The sequence below is a fragment of the Actinophytocola sp. genome (assembly GCF_036378875.1).
Classification (GTDB): Bacteria; Actinomycetota; Actinomycetes; order Mycobacteriales; family Pseudonocardiaceae; genus Actinophytocola.
This window is the reverse complement of sequence record NZ_DASUVO010000028.1, coordinates 1-24762: the sequence shown is the minus strand read 5'-3', so window position 1 is coordinate 24762 and position 24762 is coordinate 1. Positions and strand designations below refer to the sequence as shown.

General features: G+C 69.3%; 20 protein-coding genes and 1 pseudogene. 6 read left to right on the top strand and 15 right to left on the bottom strand.

Annotated features, from left to right (window positions below; genetic code table 11):
* Positions 1-53: 53 nt before the first annotated feature.
* Positions 54-539, top strand: coding sequence for a flavin reductase (locus VF106_RS08015; protein ID WP_330838952.1), 486 nt, complete (start codon positions 54-56; stop codon positions 537-539).
* A gap of 4 nt (positions 540-543) precedes the next feature.
* Here the strand turns inward: VF106_RS08015 and VF106_RS08010 are convergent, their stop codons facing one another.
* The 8 genes and pseudogenes from VF106_RS08010 to VF106_RS07975 form a co-directional block, all read right to left on the bottom strand.
* Complete coding sequence (locus tag VF106_RS08010) at positions 544-1173, bottom strand: response regulator transcription factor (RefSeq protein ID WP_330838951.1); 630 nt, start codon at positions 1171-1173, stop codon at positions 544-546.
* A 55-nt stretch (positions 1174-1228) separates the two neighbouring features.
* On the bottom strand, positions 1229-2356 hold the full coding sequence (locus VF106_RS08005) for a mannonate dehydratase (protein WP_330838950.1): 1128 nt from the start codon (positions 2354-2356) through the stop codon (positions 1229-1231).
* Between the two features lie 419 nt (positions 2357-2775).
* Positions 2776-3384, bottom strand: coding sequence for a class I SAM-dependent methyltransferase (locus VF106_RS08000; RefSeq protein WP_330838949.1), 609 nt, complete (start codon positions 3382-3384; stop codon positions 2776-2778).
* Between the two features lie 128 nt (positions 3385-3512).
* Positions 3513-5210: a PQQ-dependent dehydrogenase, methanol/ethanol family gene (locus VF106_RS07995; protein WP_330838948.1), complete on the bottom strand. Its 1698-nt coding sequence runs from the start codon at positions 5208-5210 to the stop codon at positions 3513-3515.
* A 15-nt stretch (positions 5211-5225) separates the two neighbouring features.
* The gene (locus tag VF106_RS07990; protein ID WP_330838947.1) at positions 5226-5687 is read right to left on the bottom strand and encodes an MSMEG_3727 family PQQ-associated protein; all 462 of its coding nucleotides are present in this window, start codon (positions 5685-5687) and stop codon (positions 5226-5228) included.
* 240 nt (positions 5688-5927) lie between these two features.
* Positions 5928-6599, bottom strand: a complete 672-nt coding sequence (locus VF106_RS07985) for an SDR family oxidoreductase (protein ID WP_330838946.1) — start codon at positions 6597-6599, stop codon at positions 5928-5930.
* 62 nt (positions 6600-6661) lie between these two features.
* A pseudogene (gene katG / locus VF106_RS07980) lies at positions 6662-8812 on the bottom strand (catalase/peroxidase HPI); the annotation flags it as partial.
* A complete protein-coding gene (locus VF106_RS07975) occupies positions 8743-10122 on the bottom strand; it encodes a DNA-binding protein (protein WP_330838945.1) in 1380 nt (459 codons plus the stop codon). The pseudogene katG and the gene VF106_RS07975, both read right to left, overlap by 70 nt.
* Before the next feature lie 262 nt (positions 10123-10384).
* On the opposite strand from VF106_RS07975, the gene VF106_RS07970 reads away from it, so the two are divergent.
* The 4 genes from VF106_RS07970 to VF106_RS07955 all read left to right on the top strand — a co-directional run bounded on the left by VF106_RS07970 (position 10385) and on the right by VF106_RS07955 (position 15667).
* Positions 10385-11356 (top strand): heme-binding protein, encoded by a 972-nt coding sequence (locus VF106_RS07970; RefSeq protein WP_330838944.1) that lies wholly within the window; start codon positions 10385-10387, stop codon positions 11354-11356.
* A gap of 4 nt (positions 11357-11360) precedes the next feature.
* Positions 11361-12377, top strand: a complete 1017-nt coding sequence (locus tag VF106_RS07965; protein ID WP_330838943.1) for a ferritin-like domain-containing protein — start codon at positions 11361-11363, stop codon at positions 12375-12377.
* 139 nt (positions 12378-12516) lie between these two features.
* A complete protein-coding gene (locus VF106_RS07960; RefSeq protein ID WP_330838942.1) occupies positions 12517-14568 on the top strand; it encodes a LodA/GoxA family CTQ-dependent oxidase in 2052 nt (683 codons plus the stop codon).
* A gap of 16 nt (positions 14569-14584) precedes the next feature.
* Positions 14585-15667 (top strand): tryptophan 7-halogenase, encoded by a 1083-nt coding sequence (locus VF106_RS07955; RefSeq protein ID WP_330838941.1) that lies wholly within the window; start codon positions 14585-14587, stop codon positions 15665-15667.
* A 51-nt stretch (positions 15668-15718) separates the two neighbouring features.
* Here the strand turns inward: VF106_RS07955 and VF106_RS07950 are convergent, their stop codons facing one another.
* Positions 15719-16141: an RbsD/FucU family protein gene (locus VF106_RS07950; protein WP_330838940.1), complete on the bottom strand. Its 423-nt coding sequence runs from the start codon at positions 16139-16141 to the stop codon at positions 15719-15721.
* 159 nt (positions 16142-16300) lie between these two features.
* Positions 16301-16681 carry a nuclear transport factor 2 family protein gene (locus VF106_RS07945; RefSeq protein ID WP_330838939.1) on the bottom strand — a complete coding sequence of 127 codons (381 nt, stop codon included), beginning with the start codon at positions 16679-16681 and terminating at the stop codon, positions 16301-16303.
* An 81-nt stretch (positions 16682-16762) separates the two neighbouring features.
* Here VF106_RS07945 and VF106_RS07940 point away from each other — a divergent pair, with 81 nt between their 5' ends.
* The gene (locus tag VF106_RS07940; protein ID WP_330838938.1) at positions 16763-17794 is read left to right on the top strand and encodes an RNA polymerase subunit sigma-70; all 1032 of its coding nucleotides are present in this window, start codon (positions 16763-16765) and stop codon (positions 17792-17794) included.
* Here the strand turns inward: VF106_RS07940 and VF106_RS07935 are convergent.
* From VF106_RS07935 to VF106_RS07915, 5 genes are read right to left on the bottom strand one after another with little or no spacing between them, the layout of a single operon-like run.
* Positions 17733-19505, bottom strand: a complete 1773-nt coding sequence (locus VF106_RS07935; protein ID WP_330838937.1) for an ABC transporter ATP-binding protein — start codon at positions 19503-19505, stop codon at positions 17733-17735. The genes VF106_RS07940 and VF106_RS07935 overlap by 62 nt on opposite strands.
* A complete protein-coding gene (locus VF106_RS07930) occupies positions 19502-21343 on the bottom strand; it encodes an ABC transporter ATP-binding protein (RefSeq protein ID WP_330838936.1) in 1842 nt (613 codons plus the stop codon). Before VF106_RS07930 ends, VF106_RS07935 begins: the two co-directional genes overlap by 4 nt.
* Positions 21344-21363: 20 nt before the next feature.
* The gene (locus tag VF106_RS07925; RefSeq protein WP_330838935.1) at positions 21364-22278 is read right to left on the bottom strand and encodes a glycosyltransferase; all 915 of its coding nucleotides are present in this window, start codon (positions 22276-22278) and stop codon (positions 21364-21366) included.
* 28 nt (positions 22279-22306) lie between these two features.
* The gene (locus VF106_RS07920; RefSeq protein WP_330838934.1) at positions 22307-23530 is read right to left on the bottom strand and encodes a glycosyltransferase; all 1224 of its coding nucleotides are present in this window, start codon (positions 23528-23530) and stop codon (positions 22307-22309) included.
* A gap of 49 nt (positions 23531-23579) precedes the next feature.
* A complete protein-coding gene (locus tag VF106_RS07915) occupies positions 23580-24533 on the bottom strand; it encodes a Rossmann-fold NAD(P)-binding domain-containing protein (protein WP_330838933.1) in 954 nt (317 codons plus the stop codon).
* Between the last annotated feature and the right edge of the window lie 229 nt (positions 24534-24762).

Genomic DNA, 24762 nt, shown 5'->3' with positions numbered 1-24762 from the left:
CGCGGTGACCTCGACCGTACCTTCTGGACATGCCCTCGCCACAGGGAGGAACCGTGTCCGAGCTGACGACACCCCAGCGCGAGTTCCGCGCCGCGATGGCGAACCTGTCCGCCGCCGTGAGCGTGATCACCACCGACGGCCCGCACGGCAGGGCCGGGCTGACCGTGAGCGCGGCCTGCGCGGTGACCGACGCCCCGCCGACCATGCTGGTGTGCGTCAACCGGTCGAGCCGCTCGCACGACATCCTCGTCGCCAACGGCCGTGCCTGCGTGAACGTGCTCGGCGCCGACCACGAGGCCCTGGCAACGCGCTTCGCCGGCGCGGTGCCGCCAGCGGAGCGGTTCAGCGAAGGGGCGTGGGACGTCGACACCGACGGGGTCCCGGTGCTTCGCGGCGCGCTCGCCTCGGTGGTCGGCCGGATCGTGGACGAGCGGGCCCAGGGCTCGCACTCGGTCCTGTTCGTCGAGGTCGACAAGGTGACGACCGAAGAGGACAGTGGTGCGCTGGTCTACTTCCAGCGCCGGTTCCACAACCTGTGACTGGTCAGACGTCGATCCTGTGCACCAGGATGTCCCGCACGAGCGTGCCGAGGCTGTCGGCGTCGGTCTTGGCCTTGATCCGCGCCCGGTGCACGTCGATGGTCTTGACACTCGCCCCCAGCTTCCTGGCGATGACCTGACTGGGTAGTCCGTCGATGACGAGGCGGAGCACCTCACGCTCCCGCTGTGTCAACGTGTCCAGGCGCCGGAGCACCTCCCGGCGGTCCGCGTGCTCGGCGAACCGCCGACCCGCCTCGAGCAGCTGCGCCTGGACGACCTCCAACATCCGCTGCGGCTCGTAGGGCTTCTCCAGGAAGTCGACCGCGCCCTGTGTCAACGCGCGGACCGACATCGGGATGTCGCCGTGGGCCGAACAGAACACGACCGGCGCCGGGGAGCCGAGCCGCAGCAGCTGCTCCTGCAGCTGGAACCCGCTCATCCCCGGCATGCGCACATCCACGACAACGACCGCCGTCTCCTCAGGATCGAACTCCGCGAGGAACGACACCGCGTCCGGATAGGTCAACGCCTGGATCCCCACACTCGCGAGCAGAAACGCGAGCGACTGCCGAAGATCCTCGTCGTCGTCGACGATGTGCACGACCGCGGCCGGTCGAGTCGGGTCCGGACTCACGGTCAACTCTCCTGGGGTCGGGCACTCTGTGGAGCCATCATGCCCGACGCAGGACTCAGAGCGTGCTCTCGACCGCCTGCATCAGCGCCCTGAGGTAGCCGTAGCCGTGGGCGAACGCCTGCTGGCCGTCCGGGTCGTCGGGGTGGTTGGGTACGTGGTCCGGGTCGACGTTGTACTCGTAGCCTTCCTCGGCGAGGATGCGGATGATCCTGGCGTGGTCGTTGTCCCCGTTGTCCGGGTAGACCTCCATGAAGTCGTCACGGCGGCCGATGATGTTGCGCAGGTGGATGTTGAAGACCCGGCGCGTGCGCAGGAGTCTGCGGAGGATGCCGTAGACCTCGCGCTGGGGGTCCCACAGCATCTCCGAGAGCGTGCCGACGCAGAGGTTGAGGCCGTGATAGGGACTGTCGTGCAGGGACAGGAACGTGAAGAGGCCCTTCCCGCCGGGAACACTCAGGACGTTGTCGATGCCGCGGTGTCCGCCCTTCGGCGTGCCGGGGTCCTGCGGGTGACACGCCGCGCGCACCTTGTACTGGTGGGCAACGGGAATGACGCGTTCGACGAAGTAGTTGATCCGCTCCCAGAAAGCGTCCGCGTCCACCCGGCCGGCGATCGTCAACGGCGCGTTGGGATCCAGCTCGGCGGCGCGGAAGGTCTCGTAGGTCGAGCCGCCGCGGCCCGGCGTCTCGCTCGTGCGCATGACGCCCAGCAGGCTCATGTTGTACTTGAACGCCGGCACGCCGGCGATCGCGCACGCCTCGATCATCTTCTGGATGTCCTCGATGTCCCGATCCCGCTCGGGACTCTTCGCCAGCATGATCGCCGGCCGGGGGTCGTTGTCGATGAGCGACGAGGTGAGCATCGGCAGGGCCACCATGTCCAGGGTGACGCCGTTCTGCTCCGCGAACTCGCGGGTCTGCTCGACCTCGTGCGGCAACCAGTGGCCGCGGCCCTCGTGCAGCGGCGGGTTCGGCGGGTAGCCGACCCAGTGCGTCACCCCGTGCCTGACGAACTCCTGCAGCACGGCCCCCGTCGCGGCGCGCCGCTGCGTGCCGACGTGCATCTTCAGCTTGTGGGGCGGCCGCTTCGGGTCGGCGGCCGCCGGGACATGGCCGCCCAGCAGGGCTCCCGTCCCGACGGCTGCAGCCGCGCCGCCTCGCATCAACGTTCTGCGATCGAACATGAGGGCTTCCCTCCGCATCGTCGCGGTCACTCACGGTGTCCCGTGGGTGATCATGAGGTTAGGTAGCCAACTCATGCGCGTCTAACACGAATTCGGCATCACCGAATACCTTCCCGGCATAAAACGCTGGCCCGTGGAGTGAAAGGCCCGGTGGCCCGTGCGATGAAGCATCCTTCCTCACGCCGGGCGAGACGATGGCGTCCTGAGCGCCAGCGGAGCCCGCGAAGGTTCGCCGGCCCCTCGCCGTTCGCGCTGTGAAAGACGCTTTCACCACCCGACCGGTTGAACCCGCCGTGTGGTGAGGCGCTTTCGTAGCGCTGAACGAGCCCAGCGCGCCTTCCACGGCAGCGCCGGTGTGGTGAGGGTCTTTCACAGCGGGCTGTCTCCAGGTGTCTGAGCGAGGCGGCGAACGTCGTCGGTCACAGCAACGAGCGGCTTCGGGTGGCCCGGACGACGACGTCGTGGAGGGGGACCTCTCTGCCGGTGACGGTCCGCTGGCACTCCTCTGCGGTGACGACCTCCCATGCCGTCTCGTCCAGGCGTGCCGTGATGGCCTCGGCGGTGGCCGACGCCTCGGCGGGCGGGTGATCGTGGTGGTCCGTGGCGCGGTGGGTGTGGAGGTGACCGACGATCAGCAACGTGCCGCCGGGTGCCACCCAGCCGGCGATGCGGTCGTAGAACTCCAACTGCGGCATCGCCGGGTGGGCGTAATGGGTCATGACCAGGTCGAACCGTGTGTCCGGGTGCCAGACGCTCAGGTCCGCCTCGATCCACCGCACGCGCTCGCTGTCTTTCGCGCGCGAGGCGGCCCGGGCGAGTGCCTCGGGTGAGATGTCGGCCGCGGTCACCTGCCACCCGCGAGAGGCGAGCCAGATCGCCTCGGCGCCACCACCGCATCCCGCGTCCAGCGCCGTGCCCGGCGGCAGCTCACCGATCTCACGAGCGAGGTACGGGTTCGGCGGGCTCTCACCCATGGATCCCTGCCGCCAGCGCTGTTCCCAGTACTTTTTGTCGAACCCGTGCGTCACCGCTCGTCCTTCCTGTTCGTCTCACCAACTCCGGCGATGGTGACCGATCGGAAGACGAATCGGCAAAGTCTGTTGCCGAAATGGCAACGCGACGGGCACCGGACCCTGCCCGGTGCCCGCCGCGTCCGCTACTCCTCCGGGAGGGCGAAGACGATCAGGGCGCTGCCGTGCCCCGCGCCGAGCATGCCCGGGAGGAACCCTTCGGCCCAGCCGCCCCAACCGACGGGCACGGCGACGTACTGCCGGCCGTCGACCATGTAGGTGGTCGGGCTGCTGTGGTGGCCGCTTCCGCACTGGAACTGCCACAGCAGGTCCCCGGTGCGGGCGTCGAGTGCGTTGAACTCCCCGGACGGTTCGCCGGCGAACACCAGGTCACCGCCGGTGGCCAGTACCGATGCGCACATCGGGAGTTCGTTGCGCCAGCGCCACTTCTCCTCGCCGTTGGCGTCGAACGCGCTGATGGACCCCGCCATGTCCTCGATGTCCACCTGAACGCCCGCGCCCCAGTACGGGATGCTCTCCTTGAACTCCCTGCGCCGCCGGGTGGCCGTGGCGCCGGTGTCCTGCACCGGGACGTAGAACAGCTCGGTCTTCGGGCTGTAGGCCGCGTGCGTCCATTCCTTGGCGCCGGCCGGGCCGGGGTAGAAGTGGACCGGTTCTCCTTCCTTGTCGGGGTAGATCTTGGCCGTCACCTTGCCGTCACGGGTGATCGCGCCCCACGTGATGCGGTCCACGAACGGGGTGATCTGCACCAGCGAGCCGTCCGTGCGGTCGAGGACGAAGAAGTAGCCGTTCTTGTCGAAGTGCCCCAGCAGTTTGCGTCCGTCCTGTTCGAACAGGATGCACTCGGCGATGCTGTCGTAGTCCCACACGTCGTGCGGGGTGCACTGGTAGTGCCAACGGATCTCGCCGCTGTCCACGTCGACGGCGATGATGCTGTCGGTGAAGAGGTTGTCGCCCTCGCGGACGCCGCCGTCGAAGTCGGGTGCCGGGTTGCCGGTGCCGACGTACAGCAGGTTGGTCTCCGGGTCGAACGTGCCGGTGAGCCAGCAGTTCGCGCCACCCCGTGCCCAGGCCTCACCGTCGGCGGGCCAGGTCTCGGAGCCGGGCTCGCCGGGCTTCGGCACCGTGTAGCAGCGCCACTGGTGCTCGCCGGTGTCCACGTCGAACGCGTCGAGGTGGCCGCGTACGCCGAACTCACCGCCGGAGCTGCCGACGATGACCATGTTCTTCACCACCAGCGGGGCGACCGTGCCGCTTTCCCCGGCCCGGACGTCGCCGTAGGTCTTGTCCCAGACCCGCTTGCCGGTGGTGGCGTCGAGCGCGAGCACCCGTGCGTTCGCCGTCACGAAGAAGACCTTCCCCTTCGCCACCGCGACACCGCGGTTCACGTTCCCGCAGCACAGGGACACGTCGAAGGGCACGGCGTGCTTGTACCGCCAGATCTCCACACCCGTCTTCGCGTCGAGTGCCCAGACCCAGCCGTCCCAGCCGGACAGGAACATGATCCCGTCGACGACGATCGGGGTCGCCTCGAACGAGTAGGTCGACGCGCCCGCGATCAGACCGGTCGTGCCGGCCTGGAAGATCCACGCTGGGCCGATGCGTTTGACGTTCTCGGTGTTGATCTGGTCCAGCGCGCTGTACCGCTGCCCGTTGTAGTCGCCGTAGTAGGTGAGCCAGTTCTGTGGCTCCTCGCGAGCGTTGAGGATGCGCTCGTAGTCGACGCCGGCCACCACCGGTGGCGCGACCTCACCGCCCGCGACCTTGCCACTCAGGCTTCCCTGGTCGACAGCCTCGCCCGCGTCCACGTATTCGACGGTCATCGTGCCTCCTCCTTCCTACGGCCGCGGCTGTTCTGGACGGTCGAGACGAGCTTCCGGCGGAGCGTCCCCGAGGACGACGATTGCTCCGGTCAGCCCGCGGCCCTCGTCATTGCCCGTTGGTGAGCTGAACCAGTAGTAGCCCGGCCCGTCGAGGTTGAGGGTCGCCCGTCCTTTCGAGTGGTTCACCAACCAGATGAACTTCCGGTCGCCGTTGCTCGGCAGGAGCGCGCAGTGCGTGTTCAGGTCGTCGTTGATGAGTTCCAACTCGATATCGCCGCCATGCGGCATGACGAGAATAGAAGGATCCCAGACGATCTCGTCCGGGTTGATGCGAATCGTGGCCCGCATGCGGCCATCCGCGTCCTCGGTGGCGTGCCCGATGGTTCCGGTCCCCAGCACCCGACCGAGCGCCGCTTTGTTCTGCGTGTTCAACCCCAGCTGGTTCAGTAGGTCGGAACGATCCTCCGTGGTCGTCATCGGGGCATCACTCTCCTCATTTCGAAAATGTTCTCCGAATTGACCTCAAAATGCCGAACTAATCACGTCGACAAGGATAATAAAACGCTACGCCGGATGAATGGCACCGACAAGGGCGCGGACCGGCCCGTGCCGTTCGTTCCCGACCGGCCGCCGTTCGTCCCCGATGCGGCACCGCAGGAACGGAGCCGAGGCCGCCGCACAGTGGTCTGCACGAGCCGCGTGGCGGCCAAACCGCGACTAGACGTCGATCGCCTTTTCGATGGGGGTCTCGCCGCCGACCACCACGTAGACACGGCCGGCGGTGTCGGGCCGGTCGATGAGCGCCACGAGCACGGCGGCGACGTCTTCCCTGGTGACTTGGTCGAATCTGGCGCGCGTTGGCCCGACCCTGTTCCCGGCGGTGAGTTCGACGGTGCCGTCGCCGTTGCCGTCGGTGAGCACGCCGGGCCGCAGTACCGTCCAGTCGAGCTTGTCCCGGGCGAAGATGTGCTGTTCGGCGGCGCGCTTGGCCCGCAAGTAGACGGCGTACCCGTCACCGATGTCGCGGTCGTCGGCACAGCCCACGTTGATGGAGCTGACGTGCAGGAACCGTCGCACACCGGCCTGTTCCGCCGCGTCCATGACCAGCACGACAGCGGCCCGGTCCATCGTGTCCCGGCGTGCGGAGGTGGCGTTGTTGCCCGAGCCGGCCGAGAAGACGGCAGCGTCCGCGTCGACAAGGGTCGCGGCGACCTCGTCCACCGTGGCATGCTCGAGATCGAGCACGACGGCCTCCCCACCCGCCCGTTCGATGTCGTCGACGTGGCGGGGGTCGCGCACGATGCCCACGACGGAGTCGCCACGTTCGGCGAGGAGCCGGGTCAACCGCAGAGCGATCTTGCCGTGGCCGCCGGCGATGACAATCTTCATTCGACACCCTTTCCCGCGGATGGTCAGCCAGACAACCGCCTCGGTCAATTCCGGGAGGCGGGTCAGTCGAGGTTCATGACCTTGGTCCACGCGGCGACGAAGTCCCGCACGAACTTCTCCCCGTCGCTGGCATAGACCTCCGCGACGGCACGGAGTTCCGAGTCCGAGCCGAAGACGAGGTCGACGCGGCTGCCGGTCCACCTGACCTCGCCGGTGGCGCGGTCGCGGCCCTCGAAGGTTTTCGCCGACGTCGGCTGCCATTCCGTGCCCACGTCGAGCAGGTTCACGAAGAAGTCGTTGGTCAGCGTCCCTGGCGTGGCCGTGAAGGCGCCCAGTGTGGACTGCTGGTAGTTCGCGCCGAGCACCCGCAGCCCACCCACGAGGACGGTCATCTCGGGCGCGGTCAGCGTCAGCAGGTTCGCCCGGTCGACCAGCAGGTGCTCCGACGGCAGCCGGTTGTCCTTGCCGAGGTAGTTGCGGAACCCGTCCTCGGCCGGTTCGAGCGCGGCGAACGACTCCACGTCGGTCCACTCCTGCGTGGCGTCCGTGCGTCCCGGCGTGAAAGGGACCGGTACGCCGGACGCCTGCTCGACCGCGGCGACACCACCGAGCACGATGAGATCGGCGAGCGAGATCCTCTTGCCGCCCGCCTGGAAGGACGCTTGGACGCCCGCCAGCGTGGTCAACACCGTCGCAAGCGTGTCGGGTTCGTTGACCTCCCAGCTCCGCTGCGGTTCGAGGCGGATGCGCGCGCCGTTCGCCCCGCCACGCCGGTCGCTGACGCGGAATGTCGAGGCGGACGCCCACGCGGTGGCGACGAGTTGGGCGATCGACAGCCCCGACGCCAGGATCTTGGCCTTGAGCGCCGCGATGTCCGTGTCGTCCACCAGTTCGTGGTCCACCGCGGGCACGGGGTCCTGCCAGATCAGCGGTTCCTTCGGGACGAGCGGGCCGAGGTAACCCTGGATCGGGCCCATGTCGAGGTGCGTCAGCTTGAACCAGACGCGCGCGAACGCGTCAGCGAGCTCGCCCGGGTTCTCCAGGAAGCGCCGGGAGATCGGCTCGTAGACCGGGTCCAACCGCAGCGCGAGGTCCGTCGTCAGGATCGTCGGGGCGTGTGTCCTCGCCGGGTCGTGGGCGTCCGGGACGGTGCCGGCCCCGCCGCCGTCTCGCGGGATCCACTGCCACAGACCGGCCGGGCTCAACTCCAGGTCCCACTCGTAGCCGAACAGGGTCTCGAAGAAGCTGTTGTCCCATCGCGTCGGCGTGGGTGTCCACGTTCCCTCGAGCCCGCTGGAGATGGCGTCCGGGCCCTTTCCGGTGCCGTGCCGGCTTTTCCAGCCCAGGCCCTGCTCCTCGAGAGGCGCGCCCTCGGGTTCTGGGCCGAGGACGCGTTCCGGGTCGGCGACGCCGTGGGTCTTGCCGAACGTGTGGCCGCCCGCGATCAGCGCGACGGTCTCCTCGTCGTTCATCCCCATGCGCCGGAACGTCTCCCGGATGTCCCTGGCCGAGGTGAGCGGGTCCGGGACGGTGTTCGGGCCCTCCGGGTTGACGTAGATGAGGCCCATCTGGTCGGCGGCCAGCGGAGGTGCCAGCTCACGGACGCCACCGTGGCGTTCGTCGCCGAGCCAGGCGCGTTCAGGACCCCAGTAGGTCTCCTCGTCGGGCTCCCACACGTCTGCACGGCCGCCGGCGAAGCCAAAAGTCGTGAACCCCATCGACTCCAGGGCACGGTTGGCCGCGAAGATCATCAGGTCGGCCCACGAGATCGTGCGGCCGTACTTCTTCTTCACCGGCCACAGCAGCCGCCGCGCCTTGTCGAGGTTTCGGTTGTCCGGCCAGCTGTTCAGCGGCGCGAAGCGCTGCATCCCAGCGCTGGCGCCACCTCGGCCGTCGGCGATGCGGTACGTCCCGGCGCAGTGCCACGCCATCCGGATCACGAGCGGCCCGTAGTGGCCGAAGTCCGCAGGCCACCATGCCTGCGAGGTCGTCAGCACCTCGTCGACGTCCCGCGCCAGGGCGTCGAGGTCGAGCGTCCGGAACGCCGCGGCGTAGTCGAAGTCCCCGCCGAGGGGGTTGGCGGCCGGGTTGTGCTTGCGCAGGATCGTCAGGTTCAGCCGGTTCGGCCACCAGTCGGTGTTCATCAGATGTCCAGTGCGCGGCGCACGGCCGGGGCGTTCCGACGGGAAACCGGCACCATCTCGTCCGTCTGGTCGTCCATCACCAGCGACAGCTCGCCCTTGCCCCCGCGTTCGATCTCCCGGATACGGCTGAGGTTGACCACATACCGGCGGTGCACCCGCAGGAAGCCGGCGTCCGCCAGTTCGCCGTCGAGCCGGTCCAGGCTCGACGAGGCGGCGCGTAGCCGCCCCTGATCGGTGGCGAGCCACACGTCGTTTCCCTGTGACTCGGCGAAGGAGACCTCCCGCGGCCGCAGCAACACCGTCCGGTTGTCGCGCGTCGCGACGAGCCGGTGTGGTCGCGGCCGAGGGTGCGCGGACCGTTCCGCGTCCGGCAACGGGGCCCCGTCGGAGGCGCCGAAGGAGACCAGGTTCCCGATCAGGTGGCCGAACGAGTAGACGGGCCGGATGCTGATCGGTGTCGGCTCGTCGGCGAGGTGGGTGGTGATCCGCGTCGAGCCGACCCAGTCAGGATCGCGGGCCGCCTGCCTACTGGCATGCCGGGCGGCCGCGATCAGTTCCGGCAGCCCGGGGTTCCACCGCAGCGTGGGATCGATTGCCGGCGTGGACGCCGGGACGCCCAGGAGCGTGCCGGCCACGTCGTCGGCGATCACCACCTTGCCCGCGGTGTCCACCGCGGCGAGCGCGGCGGTGGAGCGTGACCGGGCCTGGGTGTAGGCCGCGACCAGCTCGGCGCCGCTGTCCCTGGCGTGCCGCTTCAGGCGGTACTGGGTCATGGTGGCCGCGTTCGCCAACCAGCCTCCCGCGGACGCGGGTAGCTGGCTGCGCCAGCAGGAGATGTTCAGTACCGCGATCGGCTCCCTGGTCACGACGTCACGCACCGCGATGCCCGCGCAGACCCAGCTGTGGAACGCCTGGCACCAGTGCTCCGCGCCCCTGATCAGCACCGGGCCGTGCGCCTCGAGCGCGGTGCCCATGCCGTTCGTGCCGACCGCGTACTCGGACCAGCAGAACCAGGGCGCCAGGTTGGCGCTGCTGGCGTGGGCGAGCGTGGCCTGGTCGCCCCACTCGGCCAGGATCCGGCCGGTGGCGTCGGTGATGGTGACGACGCCACCGAGGTTGCCCACCTCGTGTGCGATGGAGGCGGCACGAAAACCCAGCTCCGCGAACACGACGTCGTGCTCGGGCGGATGGCCGGGCTCCGCGACGGCCGCCGGCGCGTTCGTGAGGTGCGGGTCGACCCGGTACTGCTCGCGGCAGCGGTGCCACGAGATCGCCACCAGGGGCCGGATACCCGGGATCTGATCCTCGCCCTGCACGAACCGTTCCCACGCCGCGAGCACGGAGCCGCTGGCCGACTCGAGCCGATGTACGTCCCTCATGGTGGAGAACCGCCCTTGGTCCGTCACCAACGCTCAACACTTCCACCCTAGGCGCTGCGCACGTTCCTCTCGAAAGGGTGATCAGAGACCACCCGATCGGACGACCCTTGCGGGGGTGGCGTTTTCGTTGCGTGGCAGCGTGTCGGTCCTGAGCGGCGGTGACCCTCCCGAACGGGTCAACGTGAGGGATTCCATTGTGGACACCGCTAACGGGCTGGACACTGCCGGAGGCCCTCTGCCGGGACAACGACGGGAGTATCCCATGCCACGTAAGGCGGAAACCGCGGAGCTGTCGACCTTCCAACAGAAGCTGATCGGCACGTGGACGAACCAGAGCCTTCCCGGCACGAACAAGGGCGACAAGGACGATCCGTACTCCTACACCGTGATGCCGCTACCGCAGCAGTCGCCGCAACAAGGGGCGAACCTGGGGTACGTCCTCAAGAACTTCACGTACTTCGAGACGATCGTGTTCAACGGTCCGGACGCGGTGACCGCCCCCGCCGCGGCGCCGAACCGGGGCGGCGGCTACCAGCAGATCCCGTTCGTGCTGTTCTACGACCAGCAGATCCGGCTCGCCGAGGGACCGGACATCGGCGCGATCGTCCACGAGGAGAACGGGGCGTGGCTGCACCTGACGACCGGGAAGCAACAGGTTGGGCCCTATCTCTATCCGCCGACCAACCCGGTGTTCGAGCCGGGGCACCCGATCCCGCAGTCCCCGGAACGCACGATGTGCAAGCAGATCTCGGTGCCGCACGGCGTCTCGGTCCTCGCGCTGGGCAGCTTCGAGGAATGCACCGGTGAGCCGAAGATCCCCGTCGCGCCGTCGGTCCTGCCGACCCCGGACGACATCGACACCAGTCCGTACGGCGCGGTGCTCAACACACCGGACAACTACCAGAACCCGCGGCCGGAGCTGACCCAACAGATCAACCTGCCGCTCCAGAACGCGATCGAGGACCTGGCCGCGGCCGGCCATGCCGTCAGCAACTACATCTACTGCCGCGTCGAGTCCACCAACGGCGGGACGGTGGTGAACATCCCCTTCGAGCAGCGGAAGGCGGCACTCGCCGGCTACAACGCGGAATACTGGCTGCTTTCCTTCGACGGCGGGCAGAACTACGACATTCTCGCCTATACGCAGCGGATACTGCTCGACATCGTGGTGGGCGAGAACCGCTACACCTTCCCGCACCCGACGTCCAACGTCCTCACCAGGTCGACGGTGTAGCGCGATGGTGGACTTGTCGAACACGGTTCTGCCCCCGGTGGGACTCGCGCGCCCCAAGCCGGTCGACCGGTGGACGTTGGCCGACGTGCGCGCCCATCTGGCGTTCGCCGTCAACCTGGAGATCTGGACGATTCCCTACTACCTGACGGTGATGTTCTCGATCAAGGACATCGGGCACCCTGCCTTCCGGCTCGTTCAGTCGGTCGCCCACCAGGAGATGTTGCACGCCCAGCTGGCGGCCAACCTCTACAACTCGTTCCAGCCGTCAGAACAGCTGCGGATCGGTCCGTTCCGCTACACCCGGGAAGGCGGGGTCCCCCACCTCGACTTCGCACTGGACCCCGAGGCGGTGAAGAAGTACGGCCCGCCGGACGCCTGTCTCGGCGGCCTGGACCTCGTCCGGCTCGGCACGATGTGCTTGATCGAGCTGCCCGAGTCCCACCCGCCGCCCCTCGATCCGGACCGGGACGAGTACGCCACCCTTGGGGACTTCTACACCGCGCTGCGGTTCGGGATGCGGCAGCACGCGCACGACGTGCGCGGGAACCACAACCAGGTCGACCACTTCGCGAACTTCTACCGCAACCTGGGCAACACCACGGTCACCGAGGACGGCCCGGCCGGGCTGAACCAGGCACTGCGGCTCGTCGACGTGATCACCGAGCAGGGAGAGGGCCGCACCAACACGAACGAGACCATCCCGTTGGCGTTCCAGAACACCGCGGACGACTTCGACGCGTCGTCCAGTCATTTCGAGAAGTTCAACTCGGTTCGCGACGCCGTGCTCTCCGGTCGGGCTCCCGCGACCTACTCCGCCGACCCGCACGCGGAAGGCACCGCACCGCAGCAGGTCCTGGGTCGCAACTTCGCGAAACTGGTCTCGTCGATCCGCGAGATGTTCAACGGCCGGCCCGTCTGTGATCCCTTCGGCGCGCTCATGTCGACGGTCGGTGCGAACGTCCTCGCCTGCTGGCGCCAGGGCGTCGTGCCCCGGTTCTCGGACAACGGGAGCAAGGCATGACACCACCTGTGTCAACCTCGCGGCTCGCAACCGCACCTCAGGGGAACGTGACGCAAGCCAGCCACAAGTACGTGACCAAACAGCACCATCCGTCCCCAGACGAGACCAACACATCGAATTCCGGGGAGGCGGGTCAGCCATGACCACGTTCAGGGTTCACCCTTCCATCGGCTTCGCCCGCGTCGGCAACAGCGACGAGTACAACCTGGCGCCCGAGACCATGGCCGCGCTGCCACTGCCCGACGACGGCCGACGGCCCACCCCGAACCCCGAGACGGTCGGCGGCCTTCCGCTGCGTCCCGACGGGGTCACCACGATCACGAGCCGCGACGTGCGGGACAGCAGGGGCAGGCTGAAGAGGCAGGCCGCCCGGTTCAAGATCTTCGCCTACGACGACGACGTCCTGGGCCGCTACCCGACGAGCACCGGCACCGAGATCACGATCGGCTCGCACGTCGACGGCAAGCGTGTGGTGGACATCGTCTGGACCGTGCACGTCGCCAACAAGAAGGCCAACTGCTACCTGCTCGAGGCGCCGGGGACCACGGCGGTCTACCTGCTCTCGCAGTACGAGAACGGTCTCACCCCGCCACTGCGCAACGTGGGCGAGGGCGAGTGGGCGGCCGACCCCGAGCGGGTCAGGAAGCTGACCATCGATCCCGGTCCCCGCGCCATCAGGGGCACCGCGAAGGACCGTGTGGACATGGGAAAGGGGGGCGTCGCCACCTACGGACGAGGTGCCGCCGTCCTGCCCGTGCCGGACTACCCGAAGTCCTTCCCCGATGACAGCTTCTCGCCGCTGTACCAACCTTCCGGGCCGATCGACACGCTGGGCGACCTGGTCACCGACGAGGTCGGGCGCCTGCACGTGGTCGCCGCGTCCGGCCGGGCCGCGGCCTGGTATCCGCAGGACTCCGGCGCGTACTACCCGCTGACGTCCGATGTGGACAACGACGGCTGGTTCGACGACACGGCCGACGGACCGGTCAACGCCACCCTCGTCTTCGAGGACGACACCATCGGCGAGGTGGCGGGGGCGTGGGTGGTCTCGACCGATCCCGGCTTCGCCCCGCAGACGCTCAACGTCGTCTCGCTGTGGGACGACATCTACGACACGTTCGTGCGCGAGCTCGACCTCGAACCCGAGCTGTTCAGGGGCGGGGTGTTCCAGCGTGGCTACCGCCCGGACTTCGCGCAGCAGCTCAACCCGATCTTCCAGGCGGCCCGCGTCCAGCGATGGAACACCAACCTGTCGGACGGCGCGGTTCAGGCGCACGACGCGGTGGGCCAGATCACCGCGGACGCCGACCCCAGCACGACGATCCTGGCCGGGTTGGCGTTCATCCGGAATCCGAACAACCCCGAGCAGCACGCGATCGGTGCGCCGCTCATGCCGGCGGGCCTCGGCGACTCCGGACAGTCGATGCTGTCGGTCAGCAAGACGCAGTACTTCTTCCTCGAACAGTGGGACGCCAGGCGCATCGCCACCGACCGGCCCGCGCTGGGACCGGGTGAGTACCTGGACAAGGCGTCGCTGATCAACTGCCTTGGCGGACGGTTCAGCCCGGGGATCGACATGACCTTCCCCGTGCGCGTGCCCGAGACCTGGCAGGTCGCGTGGAGGACCCACGGTCCGTTCCGGATCCGCCAGAAGACCCTCGACTACGCCCAACTGCCGCCGGACGGTCTGCCGCTGCTGAGTGAGGGCTACGTGCCCTACCACTCGGACAGCGGTTTGGAGCCTGGCGACAGCTCCAAGTTCATGTCGGTCCCGTGGCACACCGACTACAACTCCTGCGCCACCCACCAGCCGGACCCGAACCCGACGGACAGCAGCACGCTGTACTGGTCGTGGCCGGCGCAGCGTCCGGTCGCCGTCAACGTCGCCGCCGACACGCGTCCGCCAGAAACCGACGAGCAGCTCCCCGGTCAGCGGTGGTCACTCCGTGGGCCCGGGACGACCTCGCAGAACTACGCGGACACCGGCCGGTACCAGAACCGCGAGGACATCATCCCCAACTGGTGGCGGATCGGCACCATCATGCAGCGCACCCAGATCGAGGGCCTGGACAACCAGGACGCGATTGACAAGCTGCCCGCGGACACGTTCCTCGAGGTGGCGAGCCTGTTCGAGGACGACGGAGCCCCCTTTGTCGAGGACTGGCCGACCAACGCGCTGCGGGACGACTAGAGCCCCGACCTTCGTCGTGCTCGGTGGTGGGCCGGCGGGTTGCGCGGCTGCCATCGCGCTCCGCCGGTCCGGCGGCGGGACCGTGGTCGTGGCGGAGAGCGGCACCTACGCCGCCGAGCGGATCGGTGAGAGCGTCCCGCCGGACACCCGCCGACTGTTCGCGCGCCTGGGGCTCCTCGAGGCGTTCGAGCTGGAGGGGCACGAGCCGTGCTACGGCAGCTGCTCGTCCTGGGGCGACGACGTCCTGGGCTACAACGACTTCACCGTCAGTCCCGACGGGAGCGGCTTCCACCTGGACCGGCGACGCTTCGACGCCTTCCTCGCGCACCGCGCAACGGAAGCCGGCGTACACCTGGTCACGGGCGCCCGGTTCCGGTCGGTGCGGCCGTACGGGCAGCGGGCGTTCGTCGTCGAACTGGAGACCGGTGCCGGTGTCCGGCGGCTGAAGGCATCGTTCGTGATCGACGCCATGGGCGGCAGGGCACGGCTCGCCCGCGCCTGTGGCGCCCAGTGGCTGGTCCACGACCGGTTCTTCTGCGCGACCGGCTACTTCCACCTGCGTGACGGGGCCGAGTTCACCCAGCTCACGATGCTCGAGGCCGTCCCGGACGGATGGTGGTACGCGGCGCGCCTTCCCGACCGGCGCATCGCGGTCGCCTTCGCCTGTGACGGCGACGACCTGAGGGCGGCCACGTTGCACGAGAACGGGTCGTGGCTCAGGCGGCTCAGCCAGACCTCGTTCCTGGCGCCGGCGTTGTCCGAGTCCTTCTTCCTGCCCGGCACCCTCAGAGTGTGCCCGGTGCCGTGTTTCGTCCTCGACCGCCCCGCGGGTCCACACTGGATCGCCGTCGGCGACGCGGCGTCGTCGTACGACCCGTTGTCCGGACAGGGCATCCACAAGGCGCTGTCGAACGGCGTGGCGGCGGCCGACACGATCCGGGCTTTCCTTGACGGGGACGAGACGGCGACCGAGCGGTACGCCCAGCGGGTTCGACGAGCTTTCGACACGTTCCTCGCCCAACGGGATGCGTTCTACAGGCGCGAGCAGCGGTGGCCCGAGGCGCCCTTCTGGTCTCGCCGTCGGCCGCGCCGTGCATGAGTGACGCGGCGCTGCCGAGGACTTCGAGCAGCGGGCTGGGCGCGAGGCTCGTCAGCCGGGCGGCAGGAATCCGACGGTCAGCAGCAGGTTCGCGTAGTGGCGGGTGTCGCCCGATGCGATGCACAGCGCGAGGTCGGGTTCGCGGCAGGTGCGGTAGAACTCGAGTCGCTCGAGGGGTTCGAGTGGGAGGTCGGGGCCGAGGAGGCGTTCGTAGTCCTGCCAGAACTCGGGTGTGGTGCCGTCGTCCGGCCGCATCGTGTGCACCGCCTCGAGCGGCACCGCGGTGAGCAGAGTGCTGAGGATGTCGTCGATGCCCACCAGCCCTGGACGCAGGTTCAGGTAGATCACCTCGGCGGTCGGCGCGACGTTCGTCGCGTGCGCGTAGTTGGCGTCAGCGATCAGGATGCGCGAGCCGTGGCCGGTCGCCGCGAGGCTTGCGAGCAGCGGTGGGTGCAGTAGCGGGTAGCGCAGCATGGCGGTTCCCTTCTCGTGGTCGAGTCCGCCGAACCTGCCAAGATCGCGGACCCGCAGATCGTGACACGTTCGAGCAGCGTCGAGTCGTGAGGCCAGCCTGTACACGACCGCCGAACAGGGCAACGGCCACACCGCCACCCTGTTCGCGGCGCGTAGTCGCTACGGATTCACATGCTGTCCCGCCGCGGCGCGGGCGGCGTCGAACGGCGTGCGGTCGAAGATGAAGCGGCTGTAGGTGATCAAGCCGTTCCTGACGGTCACGCACTCGGCCGCTGGCGCGCTCGCCACCGGCACGGACTCGGTGTCGTACACGATCACGGCCGTGTCGTCGTCACCGAAGGCGGCGATGAGGGTCGCGTTCTTCAGGATGTCCACGAACGGCCCCATGAAGCCCCGGTACGCCTCGCTGCCCTCGATGCGGCCGGCCGGCGCGTCGCAGACGATGTCGTCGGCGATGTGGGTCATGGCGGTGTCCAGATCGTGGTTGGTCCATGCCTGGTGGTAGGCGAGCGCGGTGCGCAGTGCCGGACTGGTCGTCATGGTCGTCTCCTTGTCGTGTCGGTCGTGCTGACTGTCCAGACACCGACTCGGTCGCGAACGGAACGGTGGCAGGATCCGCGCATGGAGCAGGACGTGGTGGACCGGGCCGTGACCGGAGACGAGCACGCGTTCGCCGAGCTCGTCGAGCCGTACCGGCGGGAGCTGCGGGTGCACTGCTACCGCATGCTCGGGTCGCTGACCGACGCCGAGGACGTGCTGCAGGAGACGCTGCTCGCGGCCTGGCGTGGTCTGGCCGGGTTCGAGCGCCGGGCGTCGGTGCGGGCCTGGCTGTACCGGATCGCCACCAACCGCTGCCTCAACGCGATGCGTGACGCCAAGCGACGGACGCCGCCAGAGCCGGTGCCGCCGTTCCAGCCACCCGAACCGTCCCGGCGTTCCGAGATCACCTGGCTGCAGCCCTACCCGGACGCGCTGCTGGCGGGCATCGCCGACGCCGCGCCGGAACCGGCGGCGCGTTACCAGACCATGGAGGCGGTCGAGCTGGCCTTCGTCTCGGCGCTCCAGCGCATGCCACCGCGGCAGGCGGCCACCCTGGTGTTACGCGACGTCCTCGGCTTCACCGCCGACGAGGTCGCCGAGATGCTCGCCACCACGCCGACAGCGGTCAAAGGCGCCCTCCAACGCGCCCGCGCGGCACTCCAGGCCGACACCCGCACGCCCCGGCCGGAACCGGAGAAGGAGCGTGACCTCGGCCGCCGGTTCGCTGAGGCGTTCACCTCGGCCGACATCGACGGCGTGATCGCGTTGCTCACCGACGACGCGTGGCTGTCCATGCCACCGGCACCGCACGAGTACCACGGCACCGCCGCGATCGCGGCCTTCCTGCGTGTCTCGTTCACCCACCGGTCCGACCTCCGCGTCCGTCTCGTGCCGACGAAGGCCAACGGCCAGCCCGCCTACGGCGTGTACCTCGGCGAACCGGGCTCGCCAGCCGGGCTCTTCGTGCTCACCATGGCAGGCGACCGGATCCACCACATCGCCCGCTTCCACACGGACGCCCTCTTCCCCCGGTTCGGACTACCGGTGACGCTCAGCGGTACGCCTCGGCCTGGAGTGCGAACAGCTCGGCGTAGAGGCCGGTTCCTCCGGTGAGCGTGGTGTGGTCACCCGTCTCCACCACGCGGCCGTCCTTGACCACGACGATCAGGTCGGCCATGCGCACGGTGGAGAACCGGTGGGACACGAAGACGGTGACCCCGCCCGTCCGCCGCGCCACCCGTCGGGCGTGCTCGGTGTACCGCTGGAACAGCAGGTGCTCCGCCTCGGGGTCCAGCGCCGACGCCGGTTCGTCGAGGACGAGCAGCAGGGGCGTCTCGCGCATCATCGCCCGGCCGAGCGCGAGTTTCTGCCACTGCCCGCCGGAGAGTTCTGCGCCGTCGGTGTAGCTCCTGCCCAGCTGGGTGTGCAGGTCGGACACCACACCGGTGGCGTTGGCGCGGTCCAGTGCCGCGCGGACAGCGGGCTCCGACGACACCCGGGGCAGGTCGCCGATGCCGACCGCCTGCTGTGCCGTCAGCTCGTACCGGACGAAGTCCTGGAACCCGGCCGCGACCCGTGCGCGCCACATCTCGGGCGGCATGGTCCGCAGGTCCGTTCCGTCGACCAGGATCCGGCCTTCGGTCGGCTGGTAGAACCCGCAGAGCAGCTTGACCACAGTGGACTTCCCGGCGCCGTTCTCGCCGACGATCGCGACGGTGGCGCCGGCCGGGACGTGGAGGTCCACTGTGTGCAGCACCGGCGTGTCGGTGCCCGGATAGGTGAAGGCCACCCCGTCGAGCGTGATCCCGTCCCGCAGCCGGCGGGGCGGGCAGTGGCCCGACCGGGTCGGGGCGGTGGCGCGCACCACCGCGTCGACCTCGGCGAGGCGACGGTACGCGGCCGCCATCCGGTGCAGGTCGCGCAGCAGGGTGACCGCGGTGGCGACCTGCTGGTTGACCTGGGTGGCGAGCACGATCACCAGCACCACGTCGCCCACCCCGCGCCGCCCCGCTATCGCGTCGCGGACCACGAGCAGCACACCCGCGATGTAGGCGAGCGCGAAGACGAGCTGCCCCGCCGCGCGCACCCACGTCGCCGTCAGGTGTGCGCGCCACAGGCCTTCCGTCGCCGTGTCCCACAGCCGGCGGTGCCGGGTGCGCAGCTCGTCCTGGACGCCGGACACCCGCAGCTCTCCCGCCAGGCGTGCGGAAGTGGTCAGGTGGAACAGGTTGAGCGCGGCCCTGGTCGGTTCGGCGGTCGCGGTCTGGGCACGGTCGAGGATCCGCTCGGCCGCCCGCCCGGCGATCAGGGGTGGCACCGCTGCCAGAGGGAGGAGCAGCAGCCAGGGGTTTCGCGACGACAGCAGGACCGAGGTGAGCCCCATGGCGAGGACCAGACCGACGCCGTTGAGCAACGCCTCCAGGCCGGCTCGGAACCGCCTGCCGTCCTGCCGCAGCACGGTCCACGTGTCGGCGTGCTCGGCCCGCTCGTGGTGTTCGATGCCGGCCGAGCCGTTCGACGCCTCGATCACGCGCTCGTCGAAGTCCAGCTCGGCCAGTTCGGCCAGTTCGTAGTAGGCCACGTGCGCGAAGTGCGCGAGGGTGAGCACCATGACCGCCAGCACGGCGACGGTCACACCCGCGCGCACGGCGTCCGCCCCGTCGGCGGAGGCGACCTCGTGGGCCATCCAGCCCAGTGCGGCCGCCAACAGCGGCGCGGCGAGGGCACCGGCCACCATCAGGACCACCGACAGTGCCGTCCGGAACGGGCTCATCCGCCACGCTGTGGCGAGCATCGTCCTGGCGCCGCTCATCAGCGTCCTCATTGGACGGATTCCTCGGTGAACCTGTTGGCTTGCAACCGGAACAGCTCCGCGTAGCGTCCGTCGCGGGCCAGCAGGCCGGCGTGGTCGCCCTGTTCGACGACCCTGCCGTGCTCGAGGACCACGATGTGGTCGGCGTGCCGCACGGTCGAGAACCGGTGGGAGATCAGCAGAGTGGTCGCCCCCGCGGCGAGGCCGGCGAACTCCGCGAAGAAGCCCGCTTCCGCGCGCACGTCCAGGCTCGCGGTCGGCTCGTCCAGCACGACGATCGAGGCACCGTGGCGCAGTGCGAACAGCGCCCGGGCCAGCGCGACGCGCTGCCACTGGCCGCTGGACAGCTCCGCTCCGCCGGTGAGGTGCCGCGCCAGCGGGGTGTCCAGGCCGTGGGGGAGGCGGGCCACGGTGTCGGTGAGCCCGACCGACTCGACGACCTCGCGGACCGTCTCCCGATCGTCGATCCAGTCGACGGCGCCGAGCCCGATGTTGTCCGCGACGGACGACTCGTACCGCACGAAGTCCTGGAAGATCACGCTGAGCGTGGCGCGCCACCTGTCGAGCGGGAGGTCGCGGATGTCGACGCCGTCCAGCGTGATCGCGCCGGCCGTCGGTTCGTAGAGCCTGGCCAGCAGCTTGACCAGCGTGGTCTTGCCCGCGCCGTTCACGCCGACGATCGCCGTGCAGCGGCCGACGGGGATCGTCAGGTCCAACCCGTCGAGGATCAGCTTTCGCTGGCCGGGATAGTGGAAGCCGACCCCCTCGAACCGGATGGCGCCGACCGGCTCTGGCACGGCCGCACGAGGCGGTGGGGGTTCCCGGGAGTCGTCGACGTGCTCCGCGAACCGCCGTACCGCCTGGTAGGCGCTCATGCCGATCACGGTCGGCATGTCCGCCTCGGGGTAGTGCTCGGCCAGCCGCAGCAGGCCGAGGGTCGACGTCGCGACGAGGACGAAGTCCGTGAACGTCAGCGAGTCCGCCGTCGCGCCGACGACCCCGAGGACCACGCCCGTGACCGCGAGCCCCACGATCGAGAACAAGACGAACGGCCACAGGTAGATGCGCCGGCGTTCCGCCCAGAGCACGTCGAGGAAACGCAGGTGGGTGGCGCGCAGGCGTGCCCGTAGCCAGCCGACGAGTCCGAAGACCCGGATCTCCTTGCCGGCGGCGGCCCCGCCGGCGAGCTGGCGTAGGTAGTCGATCTCGCGCTCGTCGGCGGCGAGCCGGACCCGCGTCCTCGCGTACCGCCGCAGCCCGCCCCGCTGGCCGTGGCGGAACAACAGCACGGTGCCGACCAACGCCGCGGCTCCGAGCCACGAGAACACCACTCCTACGGCGACGGCGTAGCCGGTGAGCTCCGTGTACCGGGCGACCAGCGCGAGCAGACCGGCGGCCGCCCGGCCGGGACTCCGCACGCCGAACTCCACCTCCCGCGCTGCGGTGCGGAGCGCGTCGAGTGCCCGCTGGTCCTCCAGCGGACCGAGGCCGGGGCTGCGCAGCGACGCGGCCATCAGCTCGTCGACCACCTGGCCGTCGATCCGGCGCGTCATCAGCTCGCCCATGGCCCGTTCGACCGGCACGAGCAGCTGTCTGGTGACGAACGCGGCGGCCGCCACACCGAACACCGTGACCAGCGAGCGCCACGCGGCCGAGTCCAGTCCGGCGTCGACGGCGGCCGGCACCCGCCCGAGCACGTTCGCCGTCGCCACGGCGAACACGATCGGGAGGAGCCCCAGCAGCAGGTCGACCACGACCAGCGCGGCGACCAGACCACCACCTGCACGGGGAAGCAGGCGGACAATGTCCCACCTGGCGGCGAACAACTGTCGCGAGGAATGTGTTCTCATGCCTTTACCGCGCTTGGCCGCTATCGTGTGACCTCGCTCTTGGCGACATAATCGGCGCAACTGGGCAGTCCGCGTTCCTGGATGACCTCGTTGAGCGTGCCGAAGTTGACTTCGGGCACCTCGGTCAGCAACCAGGTTATCGGTGTCCGATATTTCCGCGCCATATACCGGTAGTTGTACTGCGCGGATTTCGCGTTGTCGGTGTGGTCCTTGTCGTGCGGGTAGTGAATGGAGCTCGCCGCCCGGTTCACGGCGAACCGCGCGCCGTCACGGTGCAGCCGATAGGCGAGGTCGAGGTCCTCCCCACCCCACTGCTGGAACCACTCGTCACACATGCCGACCGAGCGCAGCTGTTCGGTCCGCGCCGAGGCGTGGCAGCCCCAGTGCATCAGCCACGGTGCGGGGACGTGGTCGAAGTCGTCGGTGTACCGCGTATAGAAGTCCTCGCGGAGGTCCGGCCACGCACCCGTCTGCGCCATCGACGCGATGGTCGTGTCGACGTCGTCGACATCGATGAACTTCCTGATGAGCGCGGCGTCGTCGTTGTCGAGGTTGAAACAGAACACGTACCCGTTCAGCGCCAGCGGTTCCGCCGTGGTTTCGTGGGTGGTCACGTGCGCGCCCACGGCATCTGAGTGCAGCAGTACCCCGGCGTCCACGAACACGCAGATCTCGCCACGGGCATGGGTGATGCCGACGTTGCGTGCCTTCGCCAGCCGGTAACCCTCGTCCGGCTGGAAGAAGTACCGCAGGTCGAGCCGGTCTTCGAAGCCCCGCACCATGGTCGCCGTGTCGTCACTGGAGCCGTCGTCGACGACCAGCACCTCGAACCGGTCCCTGGGCAGGTTCTGCTTGTCGAGCGAGTCGAGCGTGAGCTCGAGTAATCGTTTCCGGTTGTAGGTGGGAACGACGACGGTGCACAGCGGTCCACTCACGAACCGACCCCTTCCTGCCACACTCCGGTCAGGAGGCGGCTTGCTCGACGATCTCGGCCGCTCTCCGCGCGCCGTCGCCTGCCCGGTAGGACTTCTGGATCCGGGCGACGGTGTGTCTGATCGGGTCGTCGGGGTCGAGCAGCCGGGTGAGCGCGGCGACCGCCGAGTCCGTGGTCAGGTCCTCGCGTTCCACCGCGATCCCGGCGCCCGCGCGTTCCACCAGGCCCGCCTGCATCGGCTGGTCGCTGGCCAGCGGGATCACGAGCAGCGGCACGCCGAAGTACATGGCCTCCATCACCGAGTTGGCGCCGCCGTGGCTGACGAACGCGTCGGCCCGGCCGAGCATCTCGAGCTGTGGGACGTAGGGCGTCGCGATCGTGTGGGCCGGGAGCTCGTCGGCGCGCTGTGCCACGGCCTCCGAGCTGATCACCAGCGTGGCGCCCAGCTTCGCGGTCGCCTCGACCAGCGCGTCGATCACGCCGTCACCCGACAGTCGCGTGTGGACACTGCCGAAGGAGGCGTACACGAGCGGCTGGTCGGTGGGTATCCGGTCGAACGGGAACGCGGTCTCGTCACCACGGCGACGTGGCGCGATGGTCGGCCCGACGAGCCAGGTCCGCCGCGGCGGGAACACGTCGCCGACGAGTTCTTCCGTGCCGAACACCACGTTGGCCGTCGGCGACGGGCACTCGAAGAGACGGAAGTCGGGCGCCATCCCGAACTGTGCGAACAGCTCGGTCCTCGGCCGCACGATGGGCGTCATGTCGCCCCGGTAGGCCGCGCTGAAACCCGGTGGGTGCACCAGTTTCAGGCCGGCGCACGCGCCGACCCACGGCAGCCCGGCCAGCTCGCAGGCGATGATCCCGGTGTAGGACATGGTGTCGATCAACGCGATGTCCGGCTCCAGTCGCGACAGCGCCGCGCCGACGTCGTCGAGGAGGTGCGGCACGGGGTCCAGGAGGAAGGAGCGGTAGGCCTCCCAGATCCGGGCCGGGTCCCGCGCGATCGCGGCCAGTTCCGTGGGACCGGCGATGACACCGGGCGGCAGCGGAGGCGGGTCGACCAGCTCGACGCCCACGTCGGTCAGCTGAGCCCGGTCAGCGGGCCCGACGGCGGCCGGCAGCGGAAGCCAGCTCACCCGGTGGCCCCGCCCCATGAGGTGCTGCGCGACACCGACGAGCGGGTTGAGGTGCCCTTTGGACGCCCCGCTGCCCACCTGCAAGGAGATGACCAGCACGTGCTTCCTGGTCACGCCGCCTCCTCGCCCGCTCCGTGGCGACGGAACGCTCCGCAAGCTCCGCTCACGCCGCCTCCACCGCTTCGGTGAGCGCGCGCATTCGGGTGACCTGTCCCGCGACCAGTTCGGACTCGACGGGGGAGAGGTCCGGGACGCGGAACGTCCCGTTCGGAAGCTCTGTCGTGCCACCGAGATAGACCAGCTCGTCGCCCGTACGACAGGGACCGGCGACGGCGACCGAACCACCGTCCAGCCAGGCGTCCACCAGGGCGGCGACGTGGCCGATCGCCCTGGCGACCGGGGGCCGGTCGCGGTCGAACTCGGCGGCCGTCAGTGCGGCGACCGCCACGCCGACGCGGCGATGCGGATCGTCGGCCGGCGCCTCGCCACGCCGTTCGAACATGGCCGCCATCCGCTCCGGATGCCGGATCCACTTGAGCTGAAAGGAGTTCGCGGCCGCCTGCAGCCTTGCCGTCACCACCGGCCACGGCTCGGCGCCGATCCTTTCCGCGAGTCCCGGCACCGCCGAGAGCACGGGAATCGGCTCGAGGCCGTGCATCCCGGTGACCGGCAGCTCGTGGGGGTCGAGTTCGATCCGCCAGCCGGTGGCGAGCACGTCCCGGCACCGCTGGGCGTCGAGCTGCATGCCGACGCCGAACACCGACTCGTGCCCGGTGGCCTCGGCAAGCTTGGCGCAGAACAACTCCACGGGGTTGGTCACCACCAGCACAGGCCGGTCGCGCCACATCCGGGACCCGAGATGCGCGGTGATCAGCCGGTGGTTGCGCAGGGCCACGGTGATCCGGCCGGTCTCGATCTCGGTGCACGAGCGCAGTGCGAGCGCCTCGTTGTCCGCGACGCAGACCAGCACGGGCGCGCGGTTGCCGGCCAGCTCGTCGAACTCGACCGGGATGACGTTGGGCCCGAGGCTCATTGCCAGCTGGGGCTGGGTGGTCACCGCCGCGAAGGTCCGTTGCCGGTGCCGGTCGGCGACCGTCCTGAGCACTTCGCTGCCCACTCTTCCAAGACCCCAAACAACGAGGTCAGGAGGCGGGGTGAAGCGATGACGAAAGTCTAATCTCTCGGGTAATTCCCCAACGGTCATTGCGCAAGTCTGCCGAGACACGACAGCAACGGTCAATACCGCAGGTGAGGGCGCCGATACGGAGCATGACGAAACTTCCGCTCCGATGGCTCGCGTTGCTCCGTTCGCATCGAACTGTTCCTGCGAACGCCTCAACCCACTC

Coding starts and splice junctions, on each gene's coding strand:
- VF106_RS08005 (WP_330838950.1), bottom strand. CDS start 2,356: ATGTTCGATCGCAGAACGTTGATGCGAGGCGGCGCGGCTGCAGCCGTC.
- VF106_RS07995 (WP_330838948.1), bottom strand. CDS start 5,210: ATGACCGTCGAATACGTGGACGCGGGCGAGGCTGTCGACCAGGGAAGC.
- VF106_RS07990 (WP_330838947.1), bottom strand. CDS start 5,687: ATGACGACCACGGAGGATCGTTCCGACCTACTGAACCAGCTGGGGTTG.
- VF106_RS07985 (WP_330838946.1), bottom strand. CDS start 6,599: ATGAAGATTGTCATCGCCGGCGGCCACGGCAAGATCGCTCTGCGGTTG.
- VF106_RS07975 (WP_330838945.1), bottom strand. CDS start 10,122: ATGAGGGACGTACATCGGCTCGAGTCGGCCAGCGGCTCCGTGCTCGCG.
- VF106_RS07970 (WP_330838944.1), top strand. CDS start 10,385: ATGCCACGTAAGGCGGAAACCGCGGAGCTGTCGACCTTCCAACAGAAG.
- VF106_RS07965 (WP_330838943.1), top strand. CDS start 11,361: ATGGTGGACTTGTCGAACACGGTTCTGCCCCCGGTGGGACTCGCGCGC.
- VF106_RS07960 (WP_330838942.1), top strand. CDS start 12,517: ATGACCACGTTCAGGGTTCACCCTTCCATCGGCTTCGCCCGCGTCGGC.
- VF106_RS07950 (WP_330838940.1), bottom strand. CDS start 16,141: ATGCTGCGCTACCCGCTACTGCACCCACCGCTGCTCGCAAGCCTCGCG.
- VF106_RS07945 (WP_330838939.1), bottom strand. CDS start 16,681: ATGACGACCAGTCCGGCACTGCGCACCGCGCTCGCCTACCACCAGGCA.
- VF106_RS07940 (WP_330838938.1), top strand. CDS start 16,763: ATGGAGCAGGACGTGGTGGACCGGGCCGTGACCGGAGACGAGCACGCG.
- VF106_RS07935 (WP_330838937.1), bottom strand. CDS start 19,505: ATGAGGACGCTGATGAGCGGCGCCAGGACGATGCTCGCCACAGCGTGG.
- VF106_RS07930 (WP_330838936.1), bottom strand. CDS start 21,343: ATGAGAACACATTCCTCGCGACAGTTGTTCGCCGCCAGGTGGGACATT.